The sequence below is a fragment of the Paraburkholderia tropica genome (assembly GCF_900109265.1).
Classification (GTDB): domain Bacteria; phylum Pseudomonadota; class Gammaproteobacteria; order Burkholderiales; family Burkholderiaceae; genus Paraburkholderia; species Paraburkholderia tropica.
This window is the reverse complement of record NZ_FNZM01000010.1, coordinates 157,019-178,466: the sequence shown is the minus strand read 5'-3', so window position 1 is coordinate 178,466 and position 21,448 is coordinate 157,019. Positions and strand designations below refer to the sequence as shown.

The 21,448-nt window shown below is 65.5% G+C and carries 16 protein-coding genes; 5 read left to right on the top strand and 11 right to left on the bottom strand.

Translation table 11 applies throughout. From position 1 onward, the window contains the following. Window positions 1-24: 24 nt before the first annotated feature. Together mutS and BMY06_RS18265 are read left to right on the top strand one after the other, a co-directional pair. Window positions 25-2,733 (top strand): DNA mismatch repair protein MutS, encoded by a 2,709-nt coding sequence (mutS, locus tag BMY06_RS18270; RefSeq protein ID WP_074984455.1) that lies wholly within the window; start codon window positions 25-27, stop codon window positions 2,731-2,733. A 73-nt stretch (window positions 2,734-2,806) separates the two neighbouring features. Then, window positions 2,807-4,201 carry a hypothetical protein gene (locus BMY06_RS18265; protein WP_074984454.1) on the top strand — a complete coding sequence of 465 codons (1,395 nt, stop codon included), beginning with the start codon at window positions 2,807-2,809 and terminating at the stop codon, window positions 4,199-4,201. 97 nt (window positions 4,202-4,298) lie between these two features. On the opposite strand, the gene BMY06_RS18260 is transcribed toward BMY06_RS18265, so the two are convergent. Further along, on the bottom strand, window positions 4,299-4,844 hold the full coding sequence (locus tag BMY06_RS18260) for an FKBP-type peptidyl-prolyl cis-trans isomerase (protein WP_065060220.1): 546 nt from the start codon (window positions 4,842-4,844) through the stop codon (window positions 4,299-4,301). A gap of 32 nt (window positions 4,845-4,876) precedes the next feature. Here BMY06_RS18260 and BMY06_RS18255 point away from each other — a divergent pair, with 32 nt between their 5' ends. Both BMY06_RS18255 and BMY06_RS40185 read left to right on the top strand, forming a co-directional pair. Further along, window positions 4,877-6,127: a cupin domain-containing protein gene (locus tag BMY06_RS18255; protein ID WP_074984452.1), complete on the top strand. Its 1,251-nt coding sequence runs from the start codon at window positions 4,877-4,879 to the stop codon at window positions 6,125-6,127. Between the two features lie 231 nt (window positions 6,128-6,358). Continuing rightward, a complete protein-coding gene (locus BMY06_RS40185; protein ID WP_074984450.1) occupies window positions 6,359-6,634 on the top strand; it encodes a hypothetical protein in 276 nt (91 codons plus the stop codon). Between the two features lie 228 nt (window positions 6,635-6,862). On the opposite strand, the gene yoaA is transcribed toward BMY06_RS40185, so the two are convergent. From yoaA to BMY06_RS39620, 3 genes are all read right to left on the bottom strand, one after another. Then, window positions 6,863-9,103, bottom strand: a complete 2,241-nt coding sequence (gene yoaA, locus BMY06_RS18240; protein WP_074984449.1) for a DNA repair helicase YoaA — start codon at window positions 9,101-9,103, stop codon at window positions 6,863-6,865. Window positions 9,104-9,178: 75 nt separating this feature from the next. Next, window positions 9,179-9,412: a DUF465 domain-containing protein gene (locus BMY06_RS18235; protein ID WP_074984447.1), complete on the bottom strand. Its 234-nt coding sequence runs from the start codon at window positions 9,410-9,412 to the stop codon at window positions 9,179-9,181. Window positions 9,413-9,494: 82 nt separating this feature from the next. Then, entirely contained in the window at window positions 9,495-10,418 is a 924-nt protein-coding gene (locus tag BMY06_RS39620) for a hypothetical protein (protein ID WP_074984445.1), read from the bottom strand. Between the two features lie 285 nt (window positions 10,419-10,703). Between BMY06_RS39620 and BMY06_RS18225 the strand changes: the two genes are divergently transcribed. Beyond that, the gene (locus BMY06_RS18225; RefSeq protein WP_074984444.1) at window positions 10,704-13,049 is read left to right on the top strand and encodes a Tex family protein; all 2,346 of its coding nucleotides are present in this window, start codon (window positions 10,704-10,706) and stop codon (window positions 13,047-13,049) included. Between the two features lie 147 nt (window positions 13,050-13,196). Here BMY06_RS18225 and BMY06_RS18220 read toward each other — a convergent pair whose 3' ends face one another. The 7 genes from BMY06_RS18220 to hflK all read right to left on the bottom strand — a co-directional run bounded on the left by BMY06_RS18220 (window position 13,197) and on the right by hflK (window position 21,419). Further along, a complete protein-coding gene (locus tag BMY06_RS18220) occupies window positions 13,197-15,083 on the bottom strand; it encodes a potassium transporter Kup (RefSeq protein WP_065060226.1) in 1,887 nt (628 codons plus the stop codon). A 305-nt stretch (window positions 15,084-15,388) separates the two neighbouring features. Further along, complete coding sequence (locus BMY06_RS18215; protein ID WP_065060227.1) at window positions 15,389-15,964, bottom strand: phosphoribosyltransferase; 576 nt, start codon at window positions 15,962-15,964, stop codon at window positions 15,389-15,391. Between the two features lie 23 nt (window positions 15,965-15,987). Beyond that, window positions 15,988-17,334 (bottom strand): adenylosuccinate synthase, encoded by a 1,347-nt coding sequence (locus tag BMY06_RS18210; protein ID WP_065060228.1) that lies wholly within the window; start codon window positions 17,332-17,334, stop codon window positions 15,988-15,990. A gap of 189 nt (window positions 17,335-17,523) precedes the next feature. Continuing rightward, window positions 17,524-18,675 carry an ATP phosphoribosyltransferase regulatory subunit gene (locus tag BMY06_RS18205; protein ID WP_065060229.1) on the bottom strand — a complete coding sequence of 384 codons (1,152 nt, stop codon included), beginning with the start codon at window positions 18,673-18,675 and terminating at the stop codon, window positions 17,524-17,526. A gap of 123 nt (window positions 18,676-18,798) precedes the next feature. Next, window positions 18,799-18,990 (bottom strand): DUF2065 domain-containing protein, encoded by a 192-nt coding sequence (locus tag BMY06_RS18200; protein ID WP_065060230.1) that lies wholly within the window; start codon window positions 18,988-18,990, stop codon window positions 18,799-18,801. A gap of 44 nt (window positions 18,991-19,034) precedes the next feature. Continuing rightward, entirely contained in the window at window positions 19,035-19,934 is a 900-nt protein-coding gene (gene hflC, locus BMY06_RS18195; protein WP_074984442.1) for a protease modulator HflC, read from the bottom strand. Window positions 19,935-19,946: 12 nt separating this feature from the next. After that, complete coding sequence (hflK, locus tag BMY06_RS18190; protein ID WP_065060232.1) at window positions 19,947-21,419, bottom strand: FtsH protease activity modulator HflK; 1,473 nt, start codon at window positions 21,417-21,419, stop codon at window positions 19,947-19,949. Window positions 21,420-21,448 lie beyond the last annotated feature (29 nt).

The window sequence follows — 21,448 nt, the reverse complement described above, 5'->3', positions numbered from 1 at the left end:
TGAACCTTAAGCAAGACACCGAGGATGGCTACACACACCGCAGGCGCAGCCGACATCGCGCAACACACTCCCATGATGCAGCAGTATCTGCGCATCAAGGCCGATCATCCGGGCACGCTGGTGTTCTACCGGATGGGCGACTTCTACGAGCTGTTCTTCGAAGACGCGGAGAAGGCCGCGCGCCTGCTCGACCTCACGCTCACGCAGCGCGGCGCATCGGCGGGCAATCCCATCAAGATGGCGGGCGTGCCGCATCACGCCTGCGAGCAATATCTCGCCAAGCTCGTGAAGCTCGGCGAGTCGGTGGCGATCTGCGAACAGATCGGCGACCCGGCCACGTCAAAAGGACCGGTCGAGCGCAAGGTCGTGCGCGTGGTCACGCCCGGCACGCTGACTGACGCGGCCCTGCTTTCCGACAAGAACGACGTCTATCTGATGGCGGTCTGCCCCGGTCACAACCGGCGCGGCGCGACCGTCAACGTCGGTCTCGCGTGGCTCAATCTGGCAAGCGGCGCGCTGCGCCTCGCGGAAGTCGCGCCCGAACAGGTCGCGGCGGCCTTCGAGCGCATCCGACCGGCGGAAATTCTCGTCGCGGAAATGCCCGCGGAGTCGTCGGGCTGGGCGCCGCCTTCCGCTGGATCAGGCACCACGCCGGGCGCGCTGACGCGCGTGCCCGCCTGGCACTTCGACGTCGCGTCGGGCCGCCAGCGTCTGTGCGATCAACTCGACGTCGCGAGCCTCGACGGCTTCGGCGCGCAGACGCTCACGAGCGCCTGTGGCGCGGCTGGCGCGCTGCTGCTGTATGCGGCGGCCACGCAAGGCCAGCAATTGCGTCACGTGCGCAGCCTGAAAGTCGAAGCGGAGTCGGAATATATCGGCCTCGATCCGGCCACGCGGCGCAATCTCGAACTCACCGAAACATTGCGCGGCACCGAGTCGCCCACGCTGTGTTCGCTGCTCGATACCTGCAGCACGACCATGGGCAGCCGTCTGCTGCGTCACTGGCTGCATCATCCGCCGCGCGACGCGGGCATCGCGCAAACGCGCCAGCAAGCCATCGGCGCGCTGCTCGACGCCCCGCCGCCCGCCAGTGTGGATGCCCTGCGCAGCGCACTACGCCAGATCGCCGACGTCGAACGCATCACCGGTCGCCTCGCGCTGCTGTCGGCGCGTCCGCGCGACCTGTCGAGCCTGCGCGACACCTTCGCCGCCCTGCCCGCGCTGCGCGAGCAAGTCGCGGCGGCCGGCGGCGCATCGGCGTCGCTCGCCCGCATCGTCGATCTGCTCGATCCGCCGCCCGAATGCGCCGAACTGCTGCATCGCGCGGTCGCGCCGGAACCGGCGGCCATGATCCGCGACGGCGGCGTGATCGCGCGCGGCTACGATGCGGAACTCGACGAACTGCGCGACATGTCCGAGAACTGCGGCCAGTTCCTGATCGATCTCGAAGCACGCGAACGCACGCGCACGGGCATCGGCAATCTGCGCGTCGAATACAACAAGGTGCACGGCTTCTATATCGAAGTCACGCGCGGCCAGACCGACAAGGTCCCCGACGACTATCGCCGCCGCCAGACGCTGAAGAACGCCGAGCGCTACATCACGCCCGAACTGAAAACGTTCGAGGACAAGGCGCTCTCCGCGCAGGAACGCGCGCTCGCACGCGAGAAGGCGCTCTACGACGCGCTGCTGCAATCGCTGCTGCCGTATCTGCTCGATTGCCAGCGCGTGGCCGCCGCGCTCGCCGAACTCGACCTGCTGGCCGCGTTCGCGGAACGCGCGCGCGCGCTCGACTGGGCCGCGCCGTCGTTTTCCGACGCGCCCGGTATCGAGATCGAGCAAGGCCGGCATCCGGTGGTCGAGGCGCAGGTCGAGCAGTTCATCGCGAACGACTGCGTGCTCAACGCGGACCGCAAGCTGCTGCTGATCACCGGCCCGAACATGGGCGGTAAGTCGACGTTCATGCGCCAGACCGCGCTGATCGCGCTGCTCGCCTACGTCGGCAGTTACGTGCCCGCGAAGCGCGCGCGCTTCGGTCCGATCGACCGCATCTTCACGCGGATCGGCGCGGCGGACGACCTCGCGGGCGGCCGCTCGACCTTCATGGTCGAAATGACCGAAGCCGCGGCGATCCTCAACGACGCCACGCCGCAAAGCCTCGTGCTGATGGACGAAATCGGCCGCGGCACCTCGACGTTCGACGGCCTCGCGCTCGCATGGGCGATCGCGCGCCATCTGCTGTCGGGCAACGGCTGCCACACGCTGTTCGCCACGCACTACTTCGAACTCACGCAACTGCCCGCGGAATTCGCGCAGGCGGCGAACGTGCATCTCTCGGCGGTCGAGCACGGTCACGGCATCGTGTTCCTGCACGCCGTCAGCGAAGGTCCGGCGAACCAGAGTTACGGCTTGCAGGTCGCCCAACTCGCGGGCGTGCCCAATTCGGTGATACGCGCGGCGCGCAAGCATCTCGTGCATCTCGAGCAGATGTCGGCGGGACAACCCACGCCGCAACTCGATCTGTTCGCCGCGCCCGCCGCCGCGAGCGACGACGAATTCGACGCCCCGAAACACTATGTCGAAGATGCGCCGCAAGCCGAGGAAGATCCGGCGGCGGCGCGCGTGGCGGAGCGGTTGCGTGCCATCGATCCCAACGAGCTGCGTCCGCGCGACGCACTCGATCTGCTGTACGAACTGCATGAGCTGGCCACAGCGCCGGACGCCAAACGCTGAGCGTCGCCCTGCGACGCCGCCGCGGCCTGCCCTACGAGGCCGCGGGCGGCTGCATTCGCGCTATCTGAAAAATATGCACGGCAGGTGGCGCGCGTCGGTGCGGGCGTGGCGTCTGAGCGCACTGCGGTTCGCGGTCGGTGCGGTCGGCGCATTCACTGCACTCGCCGCGCTCATTGCGCTCGCGTTGCCCGGCCTTGCCTATGCACAGCCTCAATCGGCCGCGTCCTCGCAGCGCTATTCGTTCGCGGTGCTCGCGAACGTCGTGACCGAGCCCGGCGACGAAGGCACGCTGCAACGTCTCGTCGATGCCATCGGGCGCGATCCGCAAATTGCCTTCGTGGTCTACGACGGCAATCTCAAAGGCCCGCGCGAATCGTGCGCGGACAACCTGTACGAGCGCCGCCACGCCTTGCTCTCGGCATCGCGGCCGCCGCTCGTGTTCGTGCCCGGCCAGCGCGACTGGGCGAACTGCGGCATGAACGGCAGCGGCGCCTGGGACCCGGTCGAGCGTCTCGATTTTCTGCGTCAGAATTTTTTCGGCGACAGCAATTCGCTCGGCGAAAATCCGCTGACGCTCACGCGCGAAAGCGAAGTGTCGCGCTTCCGGCCATATCGGGAAAATGCGCGCTGGCAAACCGGCGACACCGTGTTCATCGCGCTGAACGTGCCCGGCGACAACAACCATTATCTGAACGCAGGCGGGCGCAACGGCGAATTCGAAGACCGCGTCATCGCCAACGGGTTCTGGCTCGAACACGCGGCCGAATACGCACGGCGGCGCAACGCGCGGGCCATCGTCATCTTCATGCAGGGCAACGCGATGCCGGAGCACTACGAGCGACCCGAGCGCTTCGCGTGGCTGCGTTTCCGCCGCGCGCAACGCGACGGCTATACCGAATTGCGGCGCAGCCTCATCAAGGCCGCCGAGACCTTCCGTGGGCCGATCGTGATCGTCAACCCGGACGAAACGCGCCTCGCGCGCGGCTTCGCGATCGATCAACCCTTGCGCACCGAAAAGGGCGTCAGGATTGCAAACGTGACGCGCATCAGCCTCGCGCTGCGCGATCCGCTCACGCAATGGCTACAGATCGACGCAGACATGACGCGCCGCACGCCGCTACGCATCAGCGTGCGCGACGTACCGAAACATCTGCCGCTCCTGCCGCCGCAGGAACCGCCGCCGATGCCGGGCAGCAACGCGTCGCCTGCCGTGCCGGACATGCCCGAGGTGTCGTCGATGCCCGACGTCACCGAAATCCCCGGTATGCAGCAAGCGCCGGACGTCAACAACGCCTACGGTGTGAATGGCATGCCCGCCACCCCGGCCAGCGGCGCATCGATGCCGCCGGACTGGCAAGGCGCGCCGTCCACGAACGCGCCGGGCGCCCACACCGCGCCGCTCCAGCTTGCACCGCCGTGGGTCGGTCACGGCGCCTCGCCCGCCAGCAGCGCGGCGCCCGGTTACTGAACGCGCGAACGGCTGCGTCACTACATCACGCTCGCCGAATCCGCGCGTAAACGAAAAACGCCGGCCCTGAGGCCGGCGCGTCGACTGATCGGCGAGATCAGTGCAGGGTAGGTTTCGACTCGGCTTCGTCGCCGTCGTCTTCCTCGTCTTCGTCGATGACTTCGAGACCATCGGCGCCGTGCGCGTGCTCGTGCTCGATTTCGTCTTCCGTCGCCTGACGCACTTCCTTCACGCTCAGCGAAAAACGCAGGGCCATGCCGGCCAGCGGATGATTGCCGTCGAGCACGACCTTGTCTTCTGCGACGTCGGTGACCGTGTAGATGAGCGCGTCGAGATCCTCATCGCCTTCTTCCGGCGTGCCTTCGAACTGCATGCCGACTTCGAGCGGTTCAGGGAAACGGGTGCGCGGCTCGATCTTCACGAGTTCCGGATCGTACTCGCCAAACGCATCCTGCGGCTCAAGCTGGATCTGGGTCTCGAAGCCCGGCTCCTTGCCGTCCAGCACTTCCTCGATCTTGGGGAACGTGCCATCATAGCCGCCGTGCAGATAGACCATCGGCTCGTCGCTTTCCTCAATCAGATTGCCCTGCGCATCCGATAGCTTGTAAGCGACCGACACGACGGTGTCCTTTGCAATTTTCATTCGATCCTCCAGATTACAGACCACATTATACGATGCCCAAGCGGTCCCCTGACCACGTGGAGGACGCGCGCAAGCAGCGCGCCCCCTCCTCCGCGGCACGCCCCACGCCCGACGCACCCACATCGTTGCTGGGCGGCCTGAGTCCGGCGCAGTTCATGAAGCAATACTGGCAGAAAAAGCCGCTCTTGATCCGCCAGGCGATACCCGGCATCGAGGCGCCGCTTTCGCGCGACGAGTTGTTCGCGCTTGCCGACAGCGACGACGTCGAATCGCGCCTCATCACGCATTTCCGCAAGCGCTGGTCGCTCGAACACGGCCCGTTCGGCGCCGACGAACTGCCCACGCCGAAAACGCGTCAATGGACGCTGCTCGTGCAAGGCGCCGATCTTCACGACGATCGCGCCCGCGCGCTGCTCGAACGCTTCCGTTTCGCGCCCGACGCCCGTCTCGACGATCTGATGATCTCGTATGCGACCGATGGCGGCGGTGTCGGCCCGCATTTCGATTCCTACGATGTGTTTCTCCTGCAGGTGCACGGCAAGCGCCGCTGGCGTATCGGCGCGCAGCGCGACCTGTCGCTGCAGGAAGGCATGCCCCTGAAAATTCTCGCGAATTTCGAACCCGAGGAAGAATGGGTGCTGGAGCCTGGCGACATGCTCTATCTGCCGCCGCACATCGCGCACGACGGCGTGGCCGAAGGCGAGTGCATGACCTGCTCGATCGGCTTTCGCTCGCCTTCCACGTCGGAGCTCACGAATCAGTTTCTTTACTGGCTCGCCGAACGTGGCGCCGACGACGCCGCGCAGCCCGGAGCGAAGGGCGGCAAAAGCGCGCTTTACCGCGACCCGGATCAGCCCGCCGTGGCGCATCCCGCGCAATTGCCCCCGGCACTTGTGGAGCGCGTTGCGGCCGTGCTTGCTAAAGTGCGTTGGAGCGATGGCGATGTGTCGTCGTTCGTGGGCTCGTACCTTTCGGAACCGAAGGCCAATGTGGTCTTCGACGCCCCCGAAAAACCCCTCGACGAGGCCCGTTTTGTTGCGCGCGCCGCGAAAAGCGGGATAAGACTCGACCGCAGGACGATCCTGCTTTACGATGCGCGGTCGTACTACCTGAACGGGGAACAGTACTTGCTCAGAGAAGCCCGAAAGTGGCTGCCGGCCTTGGCCGACAACCGCTTTCTGGATGGGAAACGCTTTGTAACACTCTCACACGATTCGTGTGTGACAGCGTTACTACACGAATGGTATTGTGCGGGCTGGATACGGACCGGGGAGCTTGCGTAAGCGCTTCGGACTGTTATACCGTACTAATATAGTGCTTGTATGAGAAAGACAACGTATTGTCCCCGGATTTGTCGACGGTCGATACGAAAGTGCCTATAATTTCCGCCCAGGCCGTAGGGAAGATTCACGCTCTTGCAGTGCATCTCCACCAGCGGCTCAGGTCGGTGTTGGGGCACATTACCGGTATTATTTTGCGCTGTTGCTTACCTTTAACCATAAAAGGACGTGATCATGAAGAAATCCCTCCTCGTAGCATCCCTGCTGGCAGCTGTTGCACTCGCTGCGTGCAACAAGAGCAGCGACCAAGCCGCTGCGCCGGCTAGCGACGCAACGGCTGCTTCGGCACCGGCTGCTGCCGCTTCGGACGCTGCTGCTGCTGCTTCGGGCGCTGCTGCTGCTGCGAGCGACGCTGCTGCTTCGGCTACGGCTGCTGCTTCGGACGCTGGCGCTGCTGCTTCGGACGCAGGCGCTTCGGCTGCTGCTCCGGCATCGGGCGCAAGCCAGTAAGCTGCATTCGCACGAGGCCCGTGCCGAGCTTCGGCTCCAGCGGGCATCGCTGCGAACCGCGGTGCAGCCTGGCGACATCGTCAGTCGCACAGCGGGCAAGCAAAAAAGCCACGAACGCAAGTTCGTGGCTTTTTTGTTTTCTCTATCGAGATATCGAGACTTTCTTCATGCGCCGCGCATGTAACAAGCGCGACGCATCTGCAAGCGCGTATTACGCGCACAGCCTGTTCAGCTCGCTTGCGCGCCCTCTTCTTCGCCATCGAAGAACGCCTTGACGACTTCGATTTCGCGCGTGCGCTTGAACGGCGGCAGACTTTGCCAGATGCGACGCCCATAGGGCTTATCGACAAGACGCGTATCGCAGATCATCAGCACGCCGCGATCGGTCTCCGCGCGAATCAGGCGGCCCGCGCCCTGCTTGAGCGTGATCACCGCTTGCGGAAGTTGATGTACCGCAAAAGGACTCAAGCCTTTCTTGGTCAGCGCATCGAGTCGCGCGGCCAGCACGGGATCGTCGGGCGGCGCGAACGGCAGCTTGTCGATGACGACGAGCGAGAGCGCATCGCCGCGCACGTCCACACCTTCCCAGAAGCTCTGGCTACCCACCAGAATCGCGTTACCGTAAGCGCGGAAGCGTTCGAGCAATTCGGTGCGGCTCGCGTCGCCCTGCACGAGCAAGGGCGTGTTCCAGCCGCGCGCCTCGATCGTGTCGCGCAGCTTCGCGGCGATGCGATCAACCGCGCGCAGCGTCGTGCACAGCATGAACACACCGCCACCCGATGCCTCGATCGCCGGCAAGGCCGCATCGAACACGGCGTCGGTGAATTGCGGCGACGACGGCTGCGGCATATTGCGCGGCACGTACAGCAAGCCCTGCTCGGGATAATCGAACGGACTCGGCAAGGTCATCGAACGGCGCGAGCTCAAGCCCATTTGCGCCGCGTAGTGCGTGAAGTCGCCGCGCACCGACAAGGTCGCCGACGTGAAAATCCATGTGCGCGGCACGCCCGCGCGCTGCTTCGCGAAGATCGGCGCAACCGAGAGCGGCGTCTCGTGCAACTGCACCGTGTGCGAGAACACTTCGACCCAGCGGACCTTTTCGTCGTCGCTCGGGTATTCTTTGGCGGCTTCGCCCTCGCCTTCGGGCTTGCGCGCCGGCTCGGCCACTGCGGCGCCGGTCCAGCCCGCGAGAATGCCCTGCAACTCGCGTGCGCGGCGCAGGCACGTACCCAGCGATTCCGCACGCTCAGCCTGACCGGCAAGCGCCGTCGCGAGCGTGCCCAGTTCGGTCTGCAACGCGTCGAGTGCGTCGAAAAGCGGATGGTCTTCCGGCAACTGCGTGATCGACAGCCGCAGCGAATCTTCCTTGAACGCGAGCCGAACGTCGCGCGCGGCGCGTTCGACACCGGCGGCCAGTTTCACCCACTCCACCGCATCGCGTGCATGCGCCAGGCCTTCGGCGACGCAATCGCGCGCAAGTTCGAGGAACTGCGCCGTCGAGAGCGTCTCGCCGAAGAACAGCGTGGCGGTTTCAGGCAGTTGATGTGCTTCGTCGAAGATGATCGTGTTCGCGCTCGGCAGCAATTCGGCCATGCCGGTGTCGCGCAGCATGATGTCGGCGAAGAACAGATGGTGATTCACCACCACGATGTCGGCCTGCTGCGCTTCGCGGCGCGCGTGCATCACGAAGCAATCCTTGTAATGCGGACACTCCTGGCCGAGGCAGTTGTCGCGCGTCGAAGTGACCATCGACCACACGGCCGCCGTCTCCGGCACGCTCGCGAGTTCGGCCTTGTCGCCCGATCGCGTGATCTTCGCGAAGCGGATGATCTCCTGCAGATACGAGGTTTCCTGGCGCGACGGCAAGCGGCCGTTGTCGGCCGTGCGTTGCAGGTAGTAGTGGCACAGGTAGTTCGAGCGGCCCTTGAGCATCGCGACGCTCACGGGCACCGCGAGCGCGTCGCGCACGGTGGGAATGTCGCGGGCGAAGAGCTGATCCTGCAAGTGCTTCGTGCCCGTGGAGACGATCACCTTGCCGCCCCACAACATGGCCGGCACGAGATACGCGTAGGTCTTGCCCGTGCCCGTACCCGCTTCGACGATCAGCGTGTTGTCGCCCGAATCGGCACGCGACGCTTCGTCGCCATTCGCGGCAGCCGGCGCGGGTGCGCCGCGTTCCAGACGGCGCGCCGGACGCGATTGCAACTCGAACGCGGCGGGATCGGGCTGCGCCTGAGCGGCGGCTTCCATCGCCGCGGCCACGGCACTCGCCATCTCGATCTGCGCGGCACGCGGACGATAGCCGTCGATCTCGCGCGCGAGCAAGCCGTCGGCGGCAAAGAGTTCCTGGAGTTCGGCGGCGCGACGCGTGCTCAGCGCGGGCGATGCGGCTTGCGCGGCGCGAGCGTCACCAGCCTGCGCGCCGCCATCGCGTGCAGGCTGGGTTCGGGAAACGGTCGTTGAATTCAAGGCAAGCGGTTCCTGCTCGGTCCTCGAGGCACAGCCCGACTGCGGCCGCGCCCCGGCGCCTGCCGGGACCCGGAATCAGGCGTGCCCGTTCGAGGTCTTCGTTGAATCGGGGTCCAGCTGCAGTTGCAGCAGGATGATGTTGTCCTTGAGCTTGAGCTTGCGCCTCTTCAGCTTCTGCAATTCGAGATCGTCGAAGTCCGACGTCTCGCAGAGCCTCTCGATCTGACGATTGAGGTCGCCGTGTTCCGATTCCAGTTGCAGAATGCGGTCACGAAGGACCTCGCCTTTGACTTCACGATGCTCGCGCATGCTCGCCTCCTCGTCATGATCGGCGCGCGCCGTGCGAAGGGTCGCGCGCCTGAGGTTGCTGACCGGCTGAAAAAGCGTGGTGCTACTGGCCCTGCGATTGCTGTTTTTGTTGCTGTTGCTGCTGTTGCTGCTTTTGATCCTGTTGCTGCTTCTGTTGCGCCTGCTGCTGCGCCTTCTCGGCCGCCTGTTTCTGACGCGCTTCGACGTCGGCCTTGTGCTTCGCCGCTTCGTCCTGCTTCTGCTGGAAGCGTTCAGCCTTCTGGTTGCGCTCCTGCGCCTTCTGCTGGCCTTCGGCGCGCGCCTGGTCGAGCTGCTTCTGGAAATCCGATTGCTTCTTGTCGTACGCAGCCTGGTTCGCCGCGCGTTGCGACTGGGCCTGTTCGCCCTGACGCTGCGCCTGATCCAGCGCGTGCTGGCGCAGCTTGTCCTGATACGCCTGCTCGTTCGCGGCGCGCTGCGGCGCTTCGGCCTGGCGCTGCGCCTGATCGAGCTCGTGCTGACGCTGCTTGTCCTCGAACGCCTGCGCGCTCTTCGCCTCATTCGCGGCGCGCTGCGGTGCGTCCGCCTCGTCGCGCGCGCGTTGCAGGGCGGTCTGCTCGTCGCGGCGGCGCGCGTTGTCGGCGCGCTGCTCTTCGTCGAGCTGCAACTGTTTCTGGCGGATGTCCGCCTGCACCACGCGCATCGCGTCGCGCGCCTTGCCCAGACAGTGATTCACGAAGAACGTGTCGTAGCAGTCGTGCTGCGCCACGCCATAGCGATAGTTGTTCTCCGCCGTGCGCCGGTCGAGCACCTTCTGACGCGCGGCAAAATCGTTCTGCACATCGGCGTTCGTTGCACCCGACGCCGCGATCGCAGCCGAAGCCGGCAAGCCCGCAGCCGCCGCGCCCGAACCGATCGGACCGCCCACTTCCACCGGGCTCGCGATTTGCGCGCCGCTAGCCGCGGGAGCGCCCGACACCGCCTGCTGGGCGGCCTCGTCTTGCGCGAGGGCCGGAACGTTCGCCATCGCCAGCAACGCGACGGCACAAACCGCCGCGCGGGCGGAGGTCCGCCATGCAGCGCCTTCGCGCGCGACGGACCGGACAGGTGACAAACGGAATGGGATCAACGTCTTCTGAGGGCAGCGGAACATGGGGGAAATTCTAACACCCCCCGACTCGAGCGCTCCGCCATTTATGGCAAAATGCCCCGCTCCACCGGCCAGCGGGCGTTCCCTCGCGGGTGCGCTCCGCCCGGTCGTCGGACCGAAAACCGGACTGCAAACCGATCCTCGCAGGAATATCCAGACCCTATGACGGAAACCGTAGCACTCAAGATCGTCCAGCGTATCGCCACCGAATTGAACGTTCAACCGCGTCAGGTGGCGGCCGCCGTCCAGCTTCTCGACGAAGGAGCGACCGTTCCGTTCATCGCCCGCTACCGCAAGGAAGTCACGGACAATCTCGACGATACCCAGTTGCGCACGCTCGAAGAGCGTCTGCTGTATCTGCGTGAACTCGAAGAGCGCCGTGCCGCGATCCTCGCGAGCATCGAAGAGCAAGGCAAGCTCACCGACGAACTGCGCACCGCCATCGAGACCGCCGACAGCAAGCAGGTTCTCGAAGACCTCTATCTGCCGTACAAGCCCAAGCGCCGCACGCGCGCGCAGATCGCACGCGAAGCCGGTCTGCAGCCGCTCGCCGACGCACTGCTCGCCAATCCGCTGCTCGATCCGCAGACGGAAGCCGCGCAATACGTGGACGCGGAGAAAGGCGTCGCCGACGTGAAGGCCGCGCTCGACGGCGCGCGCGACATCCTCTCCGAACAATTCGGCGAAACGGCCGAACTGCTCGGCAAGCTGCGCGACTGGCTGCAAAACCAGGGCGTGGTGACGTCGACCGTGATCGAAGGCAAGGAGAAAGAGGAAGGCGAGAAGTTCCGCGACTACTACGACTACTCCGAGACCATCAAGACCGTGCCGTCGCACCGCGCGCTCGCGCTGTTCCGCGGCCGTAACGCGGGCGTGCTGATGGTCAAGCTGGGCCTCGGCGGCGAGCTCGACACGCAGACGCCGCATCCGGGCGAAGGTCATATCGCGCGCCACTTCAACATTTCGAATCTGGGCCGCCCCGCCGACAAGTGGCTCTCCGACGTGTGCCGCTGGTGCTGGCGCGTGAAGGTGCAGCCGCACCTCGAAAACGAACTGCTGACGAACCTGCGCGAACTGGCCGAGACCGAGGCGATCCGCGTGTTCGCGCGCAACCTCAAGGATCTGCTGCTGGCCGCGCCGGCCGGCCCGAAGGCCGTGATCGGCCTCGATCCGGGTCTGCGCACGGGCGTCAAGGTGGCCGTGGTCGATCGCACCGGCAAGCTGCTCGCGACCGACACGATCTACCCGCACGAGCCGCGCCGCGACTGGGACGGCTCGCTCGCGAAGCTCGCGCGCATCGCCGCGCAGACGCAGGCCGAACTCGTCAGCATCGGCAACGGCACCGCTTCGCGCGAGACCGACAAGCTCGCGAGCGAACTGATCGCGAAGCATCCCGAGTTGAAGCTGCAGAAGATCGTCGTGTCGGAAGCCGGCGCGTCGGTTTATTCGGCGTCCGAACTGGCGGCGAAGGAATTCCCGGAACTGGACGTCTCGCTGCGCGGCGCCGTATCGATCGCGCGTCGTCTGCAAGACCCGCTCGCCGAACTCGTGAAGATCGAGCCGAAGGCGATCGGCGTCGGCCAGTATCAGCACGACGTGAACCAGCGCGAACTCGCGCGTTCGCTCGACGCCGTAGTCGAGGACTGCGTGAACGCCGTGGGCGTGGACGCGAATACGGCTTCGGTCGCGCTGCTCGCCCGCGTGTCGGGCCTGAACTCGACGCTTGCGCGCAATATCGTCGATTACCGCGATGCGAACGGTCCGTTCCCGTCACGCGAACATCTGAAGAAGGTGCCGCGCCTCGGCGACAAGACCTTCGAGCAGGCCGCGGGCTTCCTGCGCATCAACAGCGGCGAGAATCCGCTCGATCGCTCGTCGGTGCACCCGGAAGCGTATCCGGTCGTCGAGCGCATGCTCGCGAAGATCAAGCGCACGATCGGCGATGTGCTCGGTAGCCGCGAGGCGCTCTCGGGTCTCTCGCCCGCCGAATTCGTCGATGAGCGTTTTGGTTTGCCGACCGTGCGCGACATCCTCTCCGAACTCGAAAAGCCGGGTCGCGATCCGCGTCCCGAATTCAAGACGGCCACGTTCCGCGACGGCGTCGAGAAAGTCTCCGATCTCGTGCCGGGCATGGTGCTCGAAGGCGTCGTGACCAACGTGGCGGCGTTCGGCGCGTTCATCGACATCGGCGTGCATCAGGACGGTCTCGTGCACGTCTCGGCGATGTCGACGAAGTTCATCAAGGACCCGCACGAAGTCGTGAAGGCCGGTCAGGTCGTGAAGGTGAAGGTGCTCGACGTCGACGTGAAGCGTCAGCGCATCGCGCTCACGATGCGTATGGACGACGATCCCGCGAGCGCGGCGCAGCGCGCCGGTGGCGGCGCGGCGAATGGCGGCGGCCGTGATCGCAATGATCGCGGCGGCAACGCCAATCGCGGTGGTCAACGTTCGCGCGGCGAAGAGCCGGTGAACGCGATGGCGGCGGCGTTCGCGAAGCTCAAGCGCTGAGATCGGCCACACGCGGCGCGGGGCGCGCGAAATGCAAGCCCGCGCCGTGCCTGAAGCGCTTGAAGTCCATGAAGCGCTGAGCCGCGCGAAAATCGCGCAATAAAAAAGCCGCCCGCGGGCGGCTTTTTTGCGTCATCGAGCAGACGATCAGATCTCGATCTTCGTCCCCAGCTCGACCACGCGATTCGCGGGAATGCTGAAGAAGTCGGTCGGCTTGGCGGCGTTCTGGTGCATCCACGCGAACACGCGCTCGCGGAAGATCGACATGCCCGGCAATTGCGTCGGCACCACCGTTTCGCGCGCGAGGAAGAACGACGTGTCCATCATCTCGAACGACATGCCTTCGATGCGGCCGATCTCCTCGAGCACCGCCTTCACGTCCGGCGTTTCGTTGAAGCCGTAATCGGCCTTCACGAGATAGAGACCGCCGCCGATATCCTTCACGCTCACGCGCTCCGCGTTCGACACGTACGGAATATCGCGAATCTTGAACGTGAGAAAAATCGTGCGCTCGTGCAGCACCTTGTTGTGCTTGAGGTTGTGCAGCAGGCTCACCGGCACGAGCGTGTCGCTGCCCGTGAGATAGATGGCGGTGCCCGACACGCGGTGCGGCGGATGCGCGAGCAGACCTTGCAGGAAGGGCATCAGCGGAATGCCGTCGGCAGCCGTGCGTTCCTTCACGATCATGCGGCCTTTGAACCACGTCATCAGCAGGAAGAACAGCAGCGCGCCGATACCGAGCGGCAGCCAGCCGCCTTCCTCGACCTTGAGCAGATTCGCGCCGAAAAAGCCGAGGTCGATGATCAGCAGGCCCGCGATGATGAGCCCGACCAGCCACTTGTTCCACTTCCACAGCTTCGTCATGACGACGCTCACGAGGATCGTGGTCATCACCATGGTCGCGGTCACGGCGATACCGTACGCCGCCGCCAGGTTATCCGAGCTCTTGAAGCCGACCACGATGCACAGAATGATGAACAGCAGCATCCAGTTCACGACCGGCACGTAAATCTGGCCGATGGCGAGATCGGACGTGTGCAGCACCTTCATGCGGGGCACGTAGCCGAGCAGGATCGCCTGGCTAGTCAGCGAGTACGCGCCCGAAATGACGGCTTGCGACGCGATCACCGTGGCGACCGTCGAGAGCACGACGAGCGGCAGGAGCGCCCAGTCCGGCGCGAGCAGGAAGAACGGATTTTCGATCGCGCGATGGTCCTGCATCAGCAGCGCGCCCTGACCGAAGTAGTTGAGGACCAGCGAGGGCATCACGAGCCCGTACCACGCGCAGCGGATGGGCTTCGCGCCGAAGTGCCCCATGTCGGCGTAGAGCGCCTCCGCGCCGGTCAGCACCAGCACGACCGAGCCGAGCACCACGTAGGCCTGCAGCAGATGCGCGCTCATGAACGAGAAGGCGTAGTACGGATTGAGCGCTGCGATCACGCCCGGCTGCTGCACGATGCGCGAGACGCCGAGCACGGCGATGGTGATGAACCAGATCACCATGATCGGCCCGAACAGGCGGCCGACGAGCGCGGTGCCGTGACGCTGGATCCAGAACAGCGCGATCAGGATCACCATCGTGAGCGGCAGCACGAGATGCGTGAGCTTGGGCGCGGCGATCTCCAGACCTTCGACGGCCGACATCACCGAGATGGCCGGCGTGATCACCGCATCGCCGTAGAACATGCAGGCGCCGAAGATGCCCAGCGCGGTGAGCACCACGACCGAGCGGCTCTTGCGGTCGAGCGAGCGCAGCGCGAGCGCCATGAGCGCGAGTACACCGCCTTCGCCGTTGTTGTCGGCGCGCATCACGATGAGCACGTATTTGACGCTGACGACGATCATGATCGCCCAGAACAGCAGCGAGATGACGCCAAGGATGGACGTATTGGTAAGCGGAATGCCGTGAGAAGGGCTGAACGCCTCTTTCAGGGAGTACAGCGGGCTCGTGCCGATATCGCCGAACACCACGCCGATGGCCGCTACGGCCAGGGAAGGTAGCGGCTGTTTTGCCACGTGCGTGCTAGTTGTCATATACGCAGAGATCCGTTTGAGGCGGAAAAATTCGAGCGCTATTCTAAACCGGCTACGGGCGGAACCCGAGTGGCCGTTGTGACCCCGCGACGTACTCTTGTCCCCGCGCAGTTTAGCATTGGCGCTTTGCCGCGGTCAGCCGTCTGTGCCCCGACCGGCGACCTTGCGCGTAAAAACGCGCCGAAACCCGCCGAAACGCACCGACGCGCGCCTCGGCAGCAAAAAAAACGGAGCCTCGAAAGGCTCCGTTGATGGTCTGGCCGCACCGCACCCGCCCGAAGGCTGCGGCGGCACGCCAGCGTGCTTCAACCCTGCGAATTCTGCTGCTGGGCTTGTTGCAGACCGCGCTTGATCCACGCGCCGAGATTATGCGGACGCACCGTGTCCCACTCCTCGAACGGCTGATGAATCCAGGGGTTCGTCGGCAGATGCTGGACGAAATAGTCCGGCTTCACCTTCGAGCAGCCCTTGTACCAGAGCACGGCCGAGCGCACGCCGGTCACGGCCGGGTAACGCTCTTTCAGGTGATCCTGCACGCGCGCGAGCGTGACGCCCGAATCGACGAGATCGTCGACGAGCAGCACGTTGCCTTCGAGGTGACCGCGCGTCATCGTGATGTACTGCGCGATGTCGAGATCGCCCTGCTCCGTGCCAGCCGCTTCGCGGTACGAGCTGGTCGCAAGAATCGCCAGCGGCAGATCATAGATGCGCGAGAGCTGGTCGCCCACGCGCAGGCCGCCGCGCGCGAGACACAGGATCTGATCGAATTTCCAGCGCGACTCGTGCACCTGAAGCGCGAGCATTTCGATCAGCCGGTGGTATTCGTCCCAGCCGACCCACAGGTTCTTGTCGTCGTTGCGCGGGTCCATCATTTGAATCATCTTTGCTTCTACCTTCTTGCTACTTAGACCTTGAACGGATGACGCAGCAGGATCGTTTCGTCGCGATCCGGGCCGGTCGAAACCATGTCGATCGGCACGCCGGCGACTTCCTGCACGCGCTTCAGGTATGCCTGCGCGCTCTGCGGCAGCGCGTCGAACTGCGTGATGCCGATGGTGCTTTCCTTCCAGCCCGCGAAGGTCTCGTAGACCGGCTCGCAGGCCGCAACTTGCGAGGCGCCGCGCGGCAGGATGTCCACGTCCTGGCCGTCGACCTTGTAGCCGACGCAGAGCTTCACTTCTTCGAGGCCGTCGAGCACGTCGAGCTTGGTGATGCACAGGCCCGTCACGCCGTTGATCTGGATCGAGCGGCGCAGCGCGGCGGCGTCGAGCCAGCCGGTGCGGCGCGGACGGCCCGTGACCGAACCGAATTCCTTGCCGACCTTCGCGAGCGTGAGGCCCACTTCTTCCTGGCGATCAGCGTTGTCGGCGTCGTACAGTTCGCTCGGGAACGGGCCCGAACCGACGCGCGTGCAGTACGCCTTGGTGATGCCGAGCACGTAGTTGAGCTTTTGCGGACCGACGCCCGCGCCCGCCGACGCCGCACCTGCGACGCAGTTGCTCGACGTGACGAACGGATAGGTGCCGTGGTCGATGTCGAGCAGCGTGCCTTGCGCGCCTTCGAACAGCAGGTTGCCGCCTTCGTGATTCACGTCGTACAGGCGACGCGACACGTCCGTGACCATCGGCTTCAGGCGTTCGGCGTACGACAGCATCGTGTCGAGCGTCTGCTGATAGTCCACGGCCGGCGCGCCCAGGTACTGGGTCAGCACGAAGTTGTGGTAGTCGAGGTTCTCGCGCAGACGCGCGGCGAACGTTTCCGGCTCGAACAGATCCTGCACGCGCAGACCGCGACGCGCGACCTTGTCCTCGTACGCCGGGCCGATGCCACGGCCGGTCGTGCCGATCTTCGCGGCGCCGCGCTTGGCTTCACGCGCCTGGTCGATGGCGATGTGGTACGGGAGGATGAGCGTGGTGGCTTCGGAGATGAAGAGGCGCTTCTGGACGTCGATGCCCGCTTCTTCCAGCTCGCCGATTTCCTTGAACAGGGCTTCAGGCGAGAGCACCACGCCGTTGCCGATGTAGCAGGCGACGCCGGCGCGCATGATGCCCGACGGGATCAGTCGGAGAATGGTCTTCTTGCCGCCGATGATGAGTGTGTGGCCGGCGTTATGACCGCCCTGGAAACGCACCACGCCTTGCGCGTGGTCCGTCAGCCAGTCGACGATCTTGCCCTTGCCTTCATCGCCCCATTGGGTGCCCACGACGACGACGTTGCGTCCCGGGGTTACATTCACTGCGCTGGCAGACATGGTGTTTCGTTAGCTGGTTAAAAACGTATTCTACCTGGGTTCGGCGACAAGACCGCCTTTTTTTCCCGAATTTCCAGGAATTTCCTTTTGCGCTCAACAGCCTGCGCAGCGAGACGCCCTGCCCGGCAAGTATGCCGGGCGTCGCACTATGTCCGCTTTGTGGCTGCTTTGTGACGGCTTTGCGGTCGTTTAAGCGCGCGCTTCGACGACCCAGACGCCATTGCGCTCGACCAGCGTGCGGTCGCAGGCAAACTCGTCCATGTCGTGATCGTGACCCGGCAGCGCCTGGATGACGACTTCACCCGAATCGCGCAGGGCCGCAACGGCCGCACGCAGCGCCTCGTCGTGCTTCCACGGCGCGAGAATCGCGCTGCTGCGCGCTTCGACCGGCGAAATACGCGCCACTTCGCGCAGATCGAGCGAGAAACCGGTTGCCGCGCGCGCGCGGCCGTAGGCCTCGCCCACCTTGTCGTAACGGCCGCCGCGCGCGACGGCGTTCGGCACGCCGTCCACGTAAGCCGAGAACATCACGCCGCTGTGATACGCGTAGCCGCCCAGATCGGCGAGATCGAGCGCCAGTTCCGCGCCTTCGATTTCGCCGACGAGGAACGCCAGGTCGTCGAGCGCGCGCGCGATGCCGGGCAGCGCCGGCAGACGCTTGCGGGCTTCGTCGATCACGCTCGCGTCGCCGTACAGCGTCGGCAGCGCGCGCAGCGCGTCGCGCGTGACCGGCGCGAGCTTCGCAGTGAGTTCTGCCAGGCGCGGCACGTCCTTTCCGGCGAGCGCTTCATACAATGCGTCGCCGAGCGCGGCAGCCGCCGGATCGGCTTCGAAGATCGCCGCGAGCACGCCCGCGTGCGACAGATCGAGGCGCACCTGCGTGAGGCCCGCGAGACGCAGCGCGTCGAGCATCAGCTGCTGGATTTCGAGGTCGGCTTCGAGGCCGGCGTGGCCATAGATTTCCGCCCCGATCTGGATCTGCTCGCGCGTGGCGTGCAGACCGCGCGGCAGCGTATGCAGCACGTTGCCCGCGTAGCACAGGCGCGTCACGCCTTGACGGTTCAGCAGATGCGCGTCGATGCGCGCGACCTGCGGCGTCATGTCGGCGCGCAGCCCGAGCGTGCGGCCCGAGAGTTGATCGACGAGCTTGAAGGTGCGCAGGTTCAGATCGCGCCCGCTGCCCACCAGCAGCGACTCGAGGTACTCGAGCAGCGGCGGCATGACCATTTCGTAGCCATAGGCGCGGAAGCGGTCCAGCAGGCGGCGGCGCAGTTCTTCGATCTTGCGCGCCTCGGACGGCAGCACGTCGGCGATATTCTCGGGAAGTAACCAGGTCGACATCGGTGAGTCCTACGACAAAAAGGGCCACGCAGGCCGGCGGCGCACGCGAAGGCGCGCCTCACTCGGGCCATGAACGGACCGGACGATAGAAACGGCGCGCCCCTCACGGCGCGCGCCTTGAATTCAGGTGGCGAGCATGAGCAGCACGAGGCCGAGCGCCATCACGATCAACCCGCCAATCCGGATGTGATGCGGCGGCCGTTCCGCAATTCTACGGAAAGTGTCGCGCCACGCCGTCGGAAAGACGAACGGGAACATGCCCTCGATAATCAGCATCAGTGCGATCGCGAGCAACAGGGAGCCGGCTATGTCCATGCGAAGAAATGCGCCGCGCACACGCGCGGCGCCTGTGTCTCAATTTAGTGTTTGCGCGACGCGGCGGGAGCCTGCGGCGCGTCTCCGTTCGGACTGCGCATGAAGCGGAAGAAGTCGCTCGACGAATCGACCACGACGACGTCGCCCGGCTTGAAGCTCTCGCGATACGCCTGCATGCTCTGATAGAAGCGATAGAAGTCCGGATCGCGGCCGAATGCCTGCGCGGCGATTGCAGCGGCCTTGCCGTCGCCTTCGCCCTTGATGGCCTGCGCCTGGCTGTATGCGTCGGCGACCACGTCCTGCTGCTTGCGCTCCGCGTCGTCCTTGATCTGCTGCGCTTCGGCGGCGCCCTTCGCACGCTCGTCGGCGGCGGCCTGCTCGCGCGCCGCGCTCATGCGCTTGTAGACCACGTTGGCGACTTCCGCCGGGTAGTCGATGCGCGTGAGTTCGATGGCGATCACGTCGATGCCGAGCGGCGCGGCGGCCGTCTTGAGCGCGTCGCGCGCGGCATTGGCGATGGCTTCCTGCTGTTGAAGCGCGTCGGACAGCGTGACCTTCGAGAAGGCATCGGCGAGTGCGTCGCGCGACAGCGACGCAAGCCGGTCGGCGAGCGTCTGCGTATCGCCCTTGGTCGCGCCAAAGAGCTTGAGCGGATCGGCAACGCGATAGCGCACCACCGGATTCACGAGCAGCTCCGACTTGTCCGAGGTCGTGTAACGATCGGCGTCGGGCGCGTCGAATGCCTGAATGCGCGTGTCGATAAACGTCGCGACCTGGAACGGCGGCGGCAGCTTCACGTGCAGGCCGGGCTCCGCGAGCGAAGCCTTCGAGCCGCCCGAGGACGACACGACCGCCACATGACGCGGATCGACGACGAAGACCGACGACGAAGCCAGCAACACCACCACCACGAAGGCGACGACGAACGCAATGATCTTGTTCATATCGGCGCTCCGTTATTGCACGTCGTCTTCGCGACCGCGCGAACGCAGTGCGTCGCGCGAACGGAAAGCGTCGCTGGCCGCCTGCGCGGCGTCGCTAGCCGAGGGCGCGGGCGCTGCGCCTTGCTGCTGGGCGCCCTGCTGCGTATTTTGCGGCTGGGCGCTCTGCGGCTGCGTGTCGCTGTTCGCGGACGGCGCGGCGGCATTCGCGTCGGGCGCCGACGCAGCGTTGGCGGCTGCGTTGGGCGCGACATTCTGCGCCGCGGCTCCGGTCGCGGCCGCGGCTCCCGCCGCTGCTGCGGCGCGTTGACGCGTTGCCTCGACGAGCTTGTCGAGCGGCAGATAGATCACGTTATTGCCGGACTTGCTGTCGACGAACACCTTCGTCGTATTCGAGTAGATGTGTTGCATCGTGTCCAGATACATGCGCTCGCGAATCACGGCCGGCGCCTTCGCGTATTGCTCGTAGACGCTGTTGAAACGCTGGGCGTCGCCCTGCGCCTGCGCGACCACGCGGTCGCTGTACGCCTTGGCGTCGTCGATCAGACGGGCGCCGTCGGCTTGCGCGCGCGGCAGCAGCTGGTCGGCGTACGCCTGCGCGTCGCGCTTCGCACGCTCGCGGTCCTGATGCGCCTTCGCTTCGTCGTCGAACGCGGCCTGCACCTGGTCGGGCGCGGTGACGCTCTGGATCGTCACGCCCGTCACGCCGAGGCCGGTCCTGTATTCGTCGAGCGCGTGCTGAATGGTGTCAGCCAGTTGCGCGCGGATCGGTTCGCGGTCGGCGTATAGCAGATCGTTGGTGCTGTGCGCACCCACGACCGTGCGCACCGCCGCCTGCGCGGCCTGGCTCACGGTGAGATCGGGATCGACGCTGCGGAACAGATAGTCGGTCGGCTGCTTGACCTGGTATTGGACGGTGAAGCGCACGTCGAGAATGTCGCCGTCGTGCGTGAGCACCGAGGCGTCCTTCACGTTGGACGGACGCACGAGATTGTTGCGGCCGATCTCGACGCTGCGGATCTGGCCGATGTTGACGATTTCATGCGTCTGGAACGGGAACGGCAGGCGCCAGTGCACGCCCTGACCGACCGTATGGCGATACTGGCCGAATTGCAGCACCACGCCGGCCTGGCCGTCCTGCACCACGAACACGCCGCTGCCGACGTAGATGGCGATCAGCACGCCGAGCACGAGGCCCACGCCGATGCGCGCTCCGTGACCGTTGTCCTGGCGCGGGCCGATGCCGCCGGGGCCCTTGCCCTTCTTGCCGAACAACGACGACAGACGGCGATTGAAGTCGCGCCACATTTCGTCGAGGTCGGGCGGGCCGTCGCCCTTGCCGCCGCCGTTGTTGCCGTTATTGCCCGACGGGCGACGGGTGTCTTCCGTGCGCTGGCCATTGCCCTCGCCACGGCCCCAACGCGGGTCGTTCAACGAGAAAATGGCGCGGGGGCGCTGCCAGCCAGTCCGCTTGTTGTAATCGTTCACCTGAGTTCGTTCACCAGAGTAGACAGCGG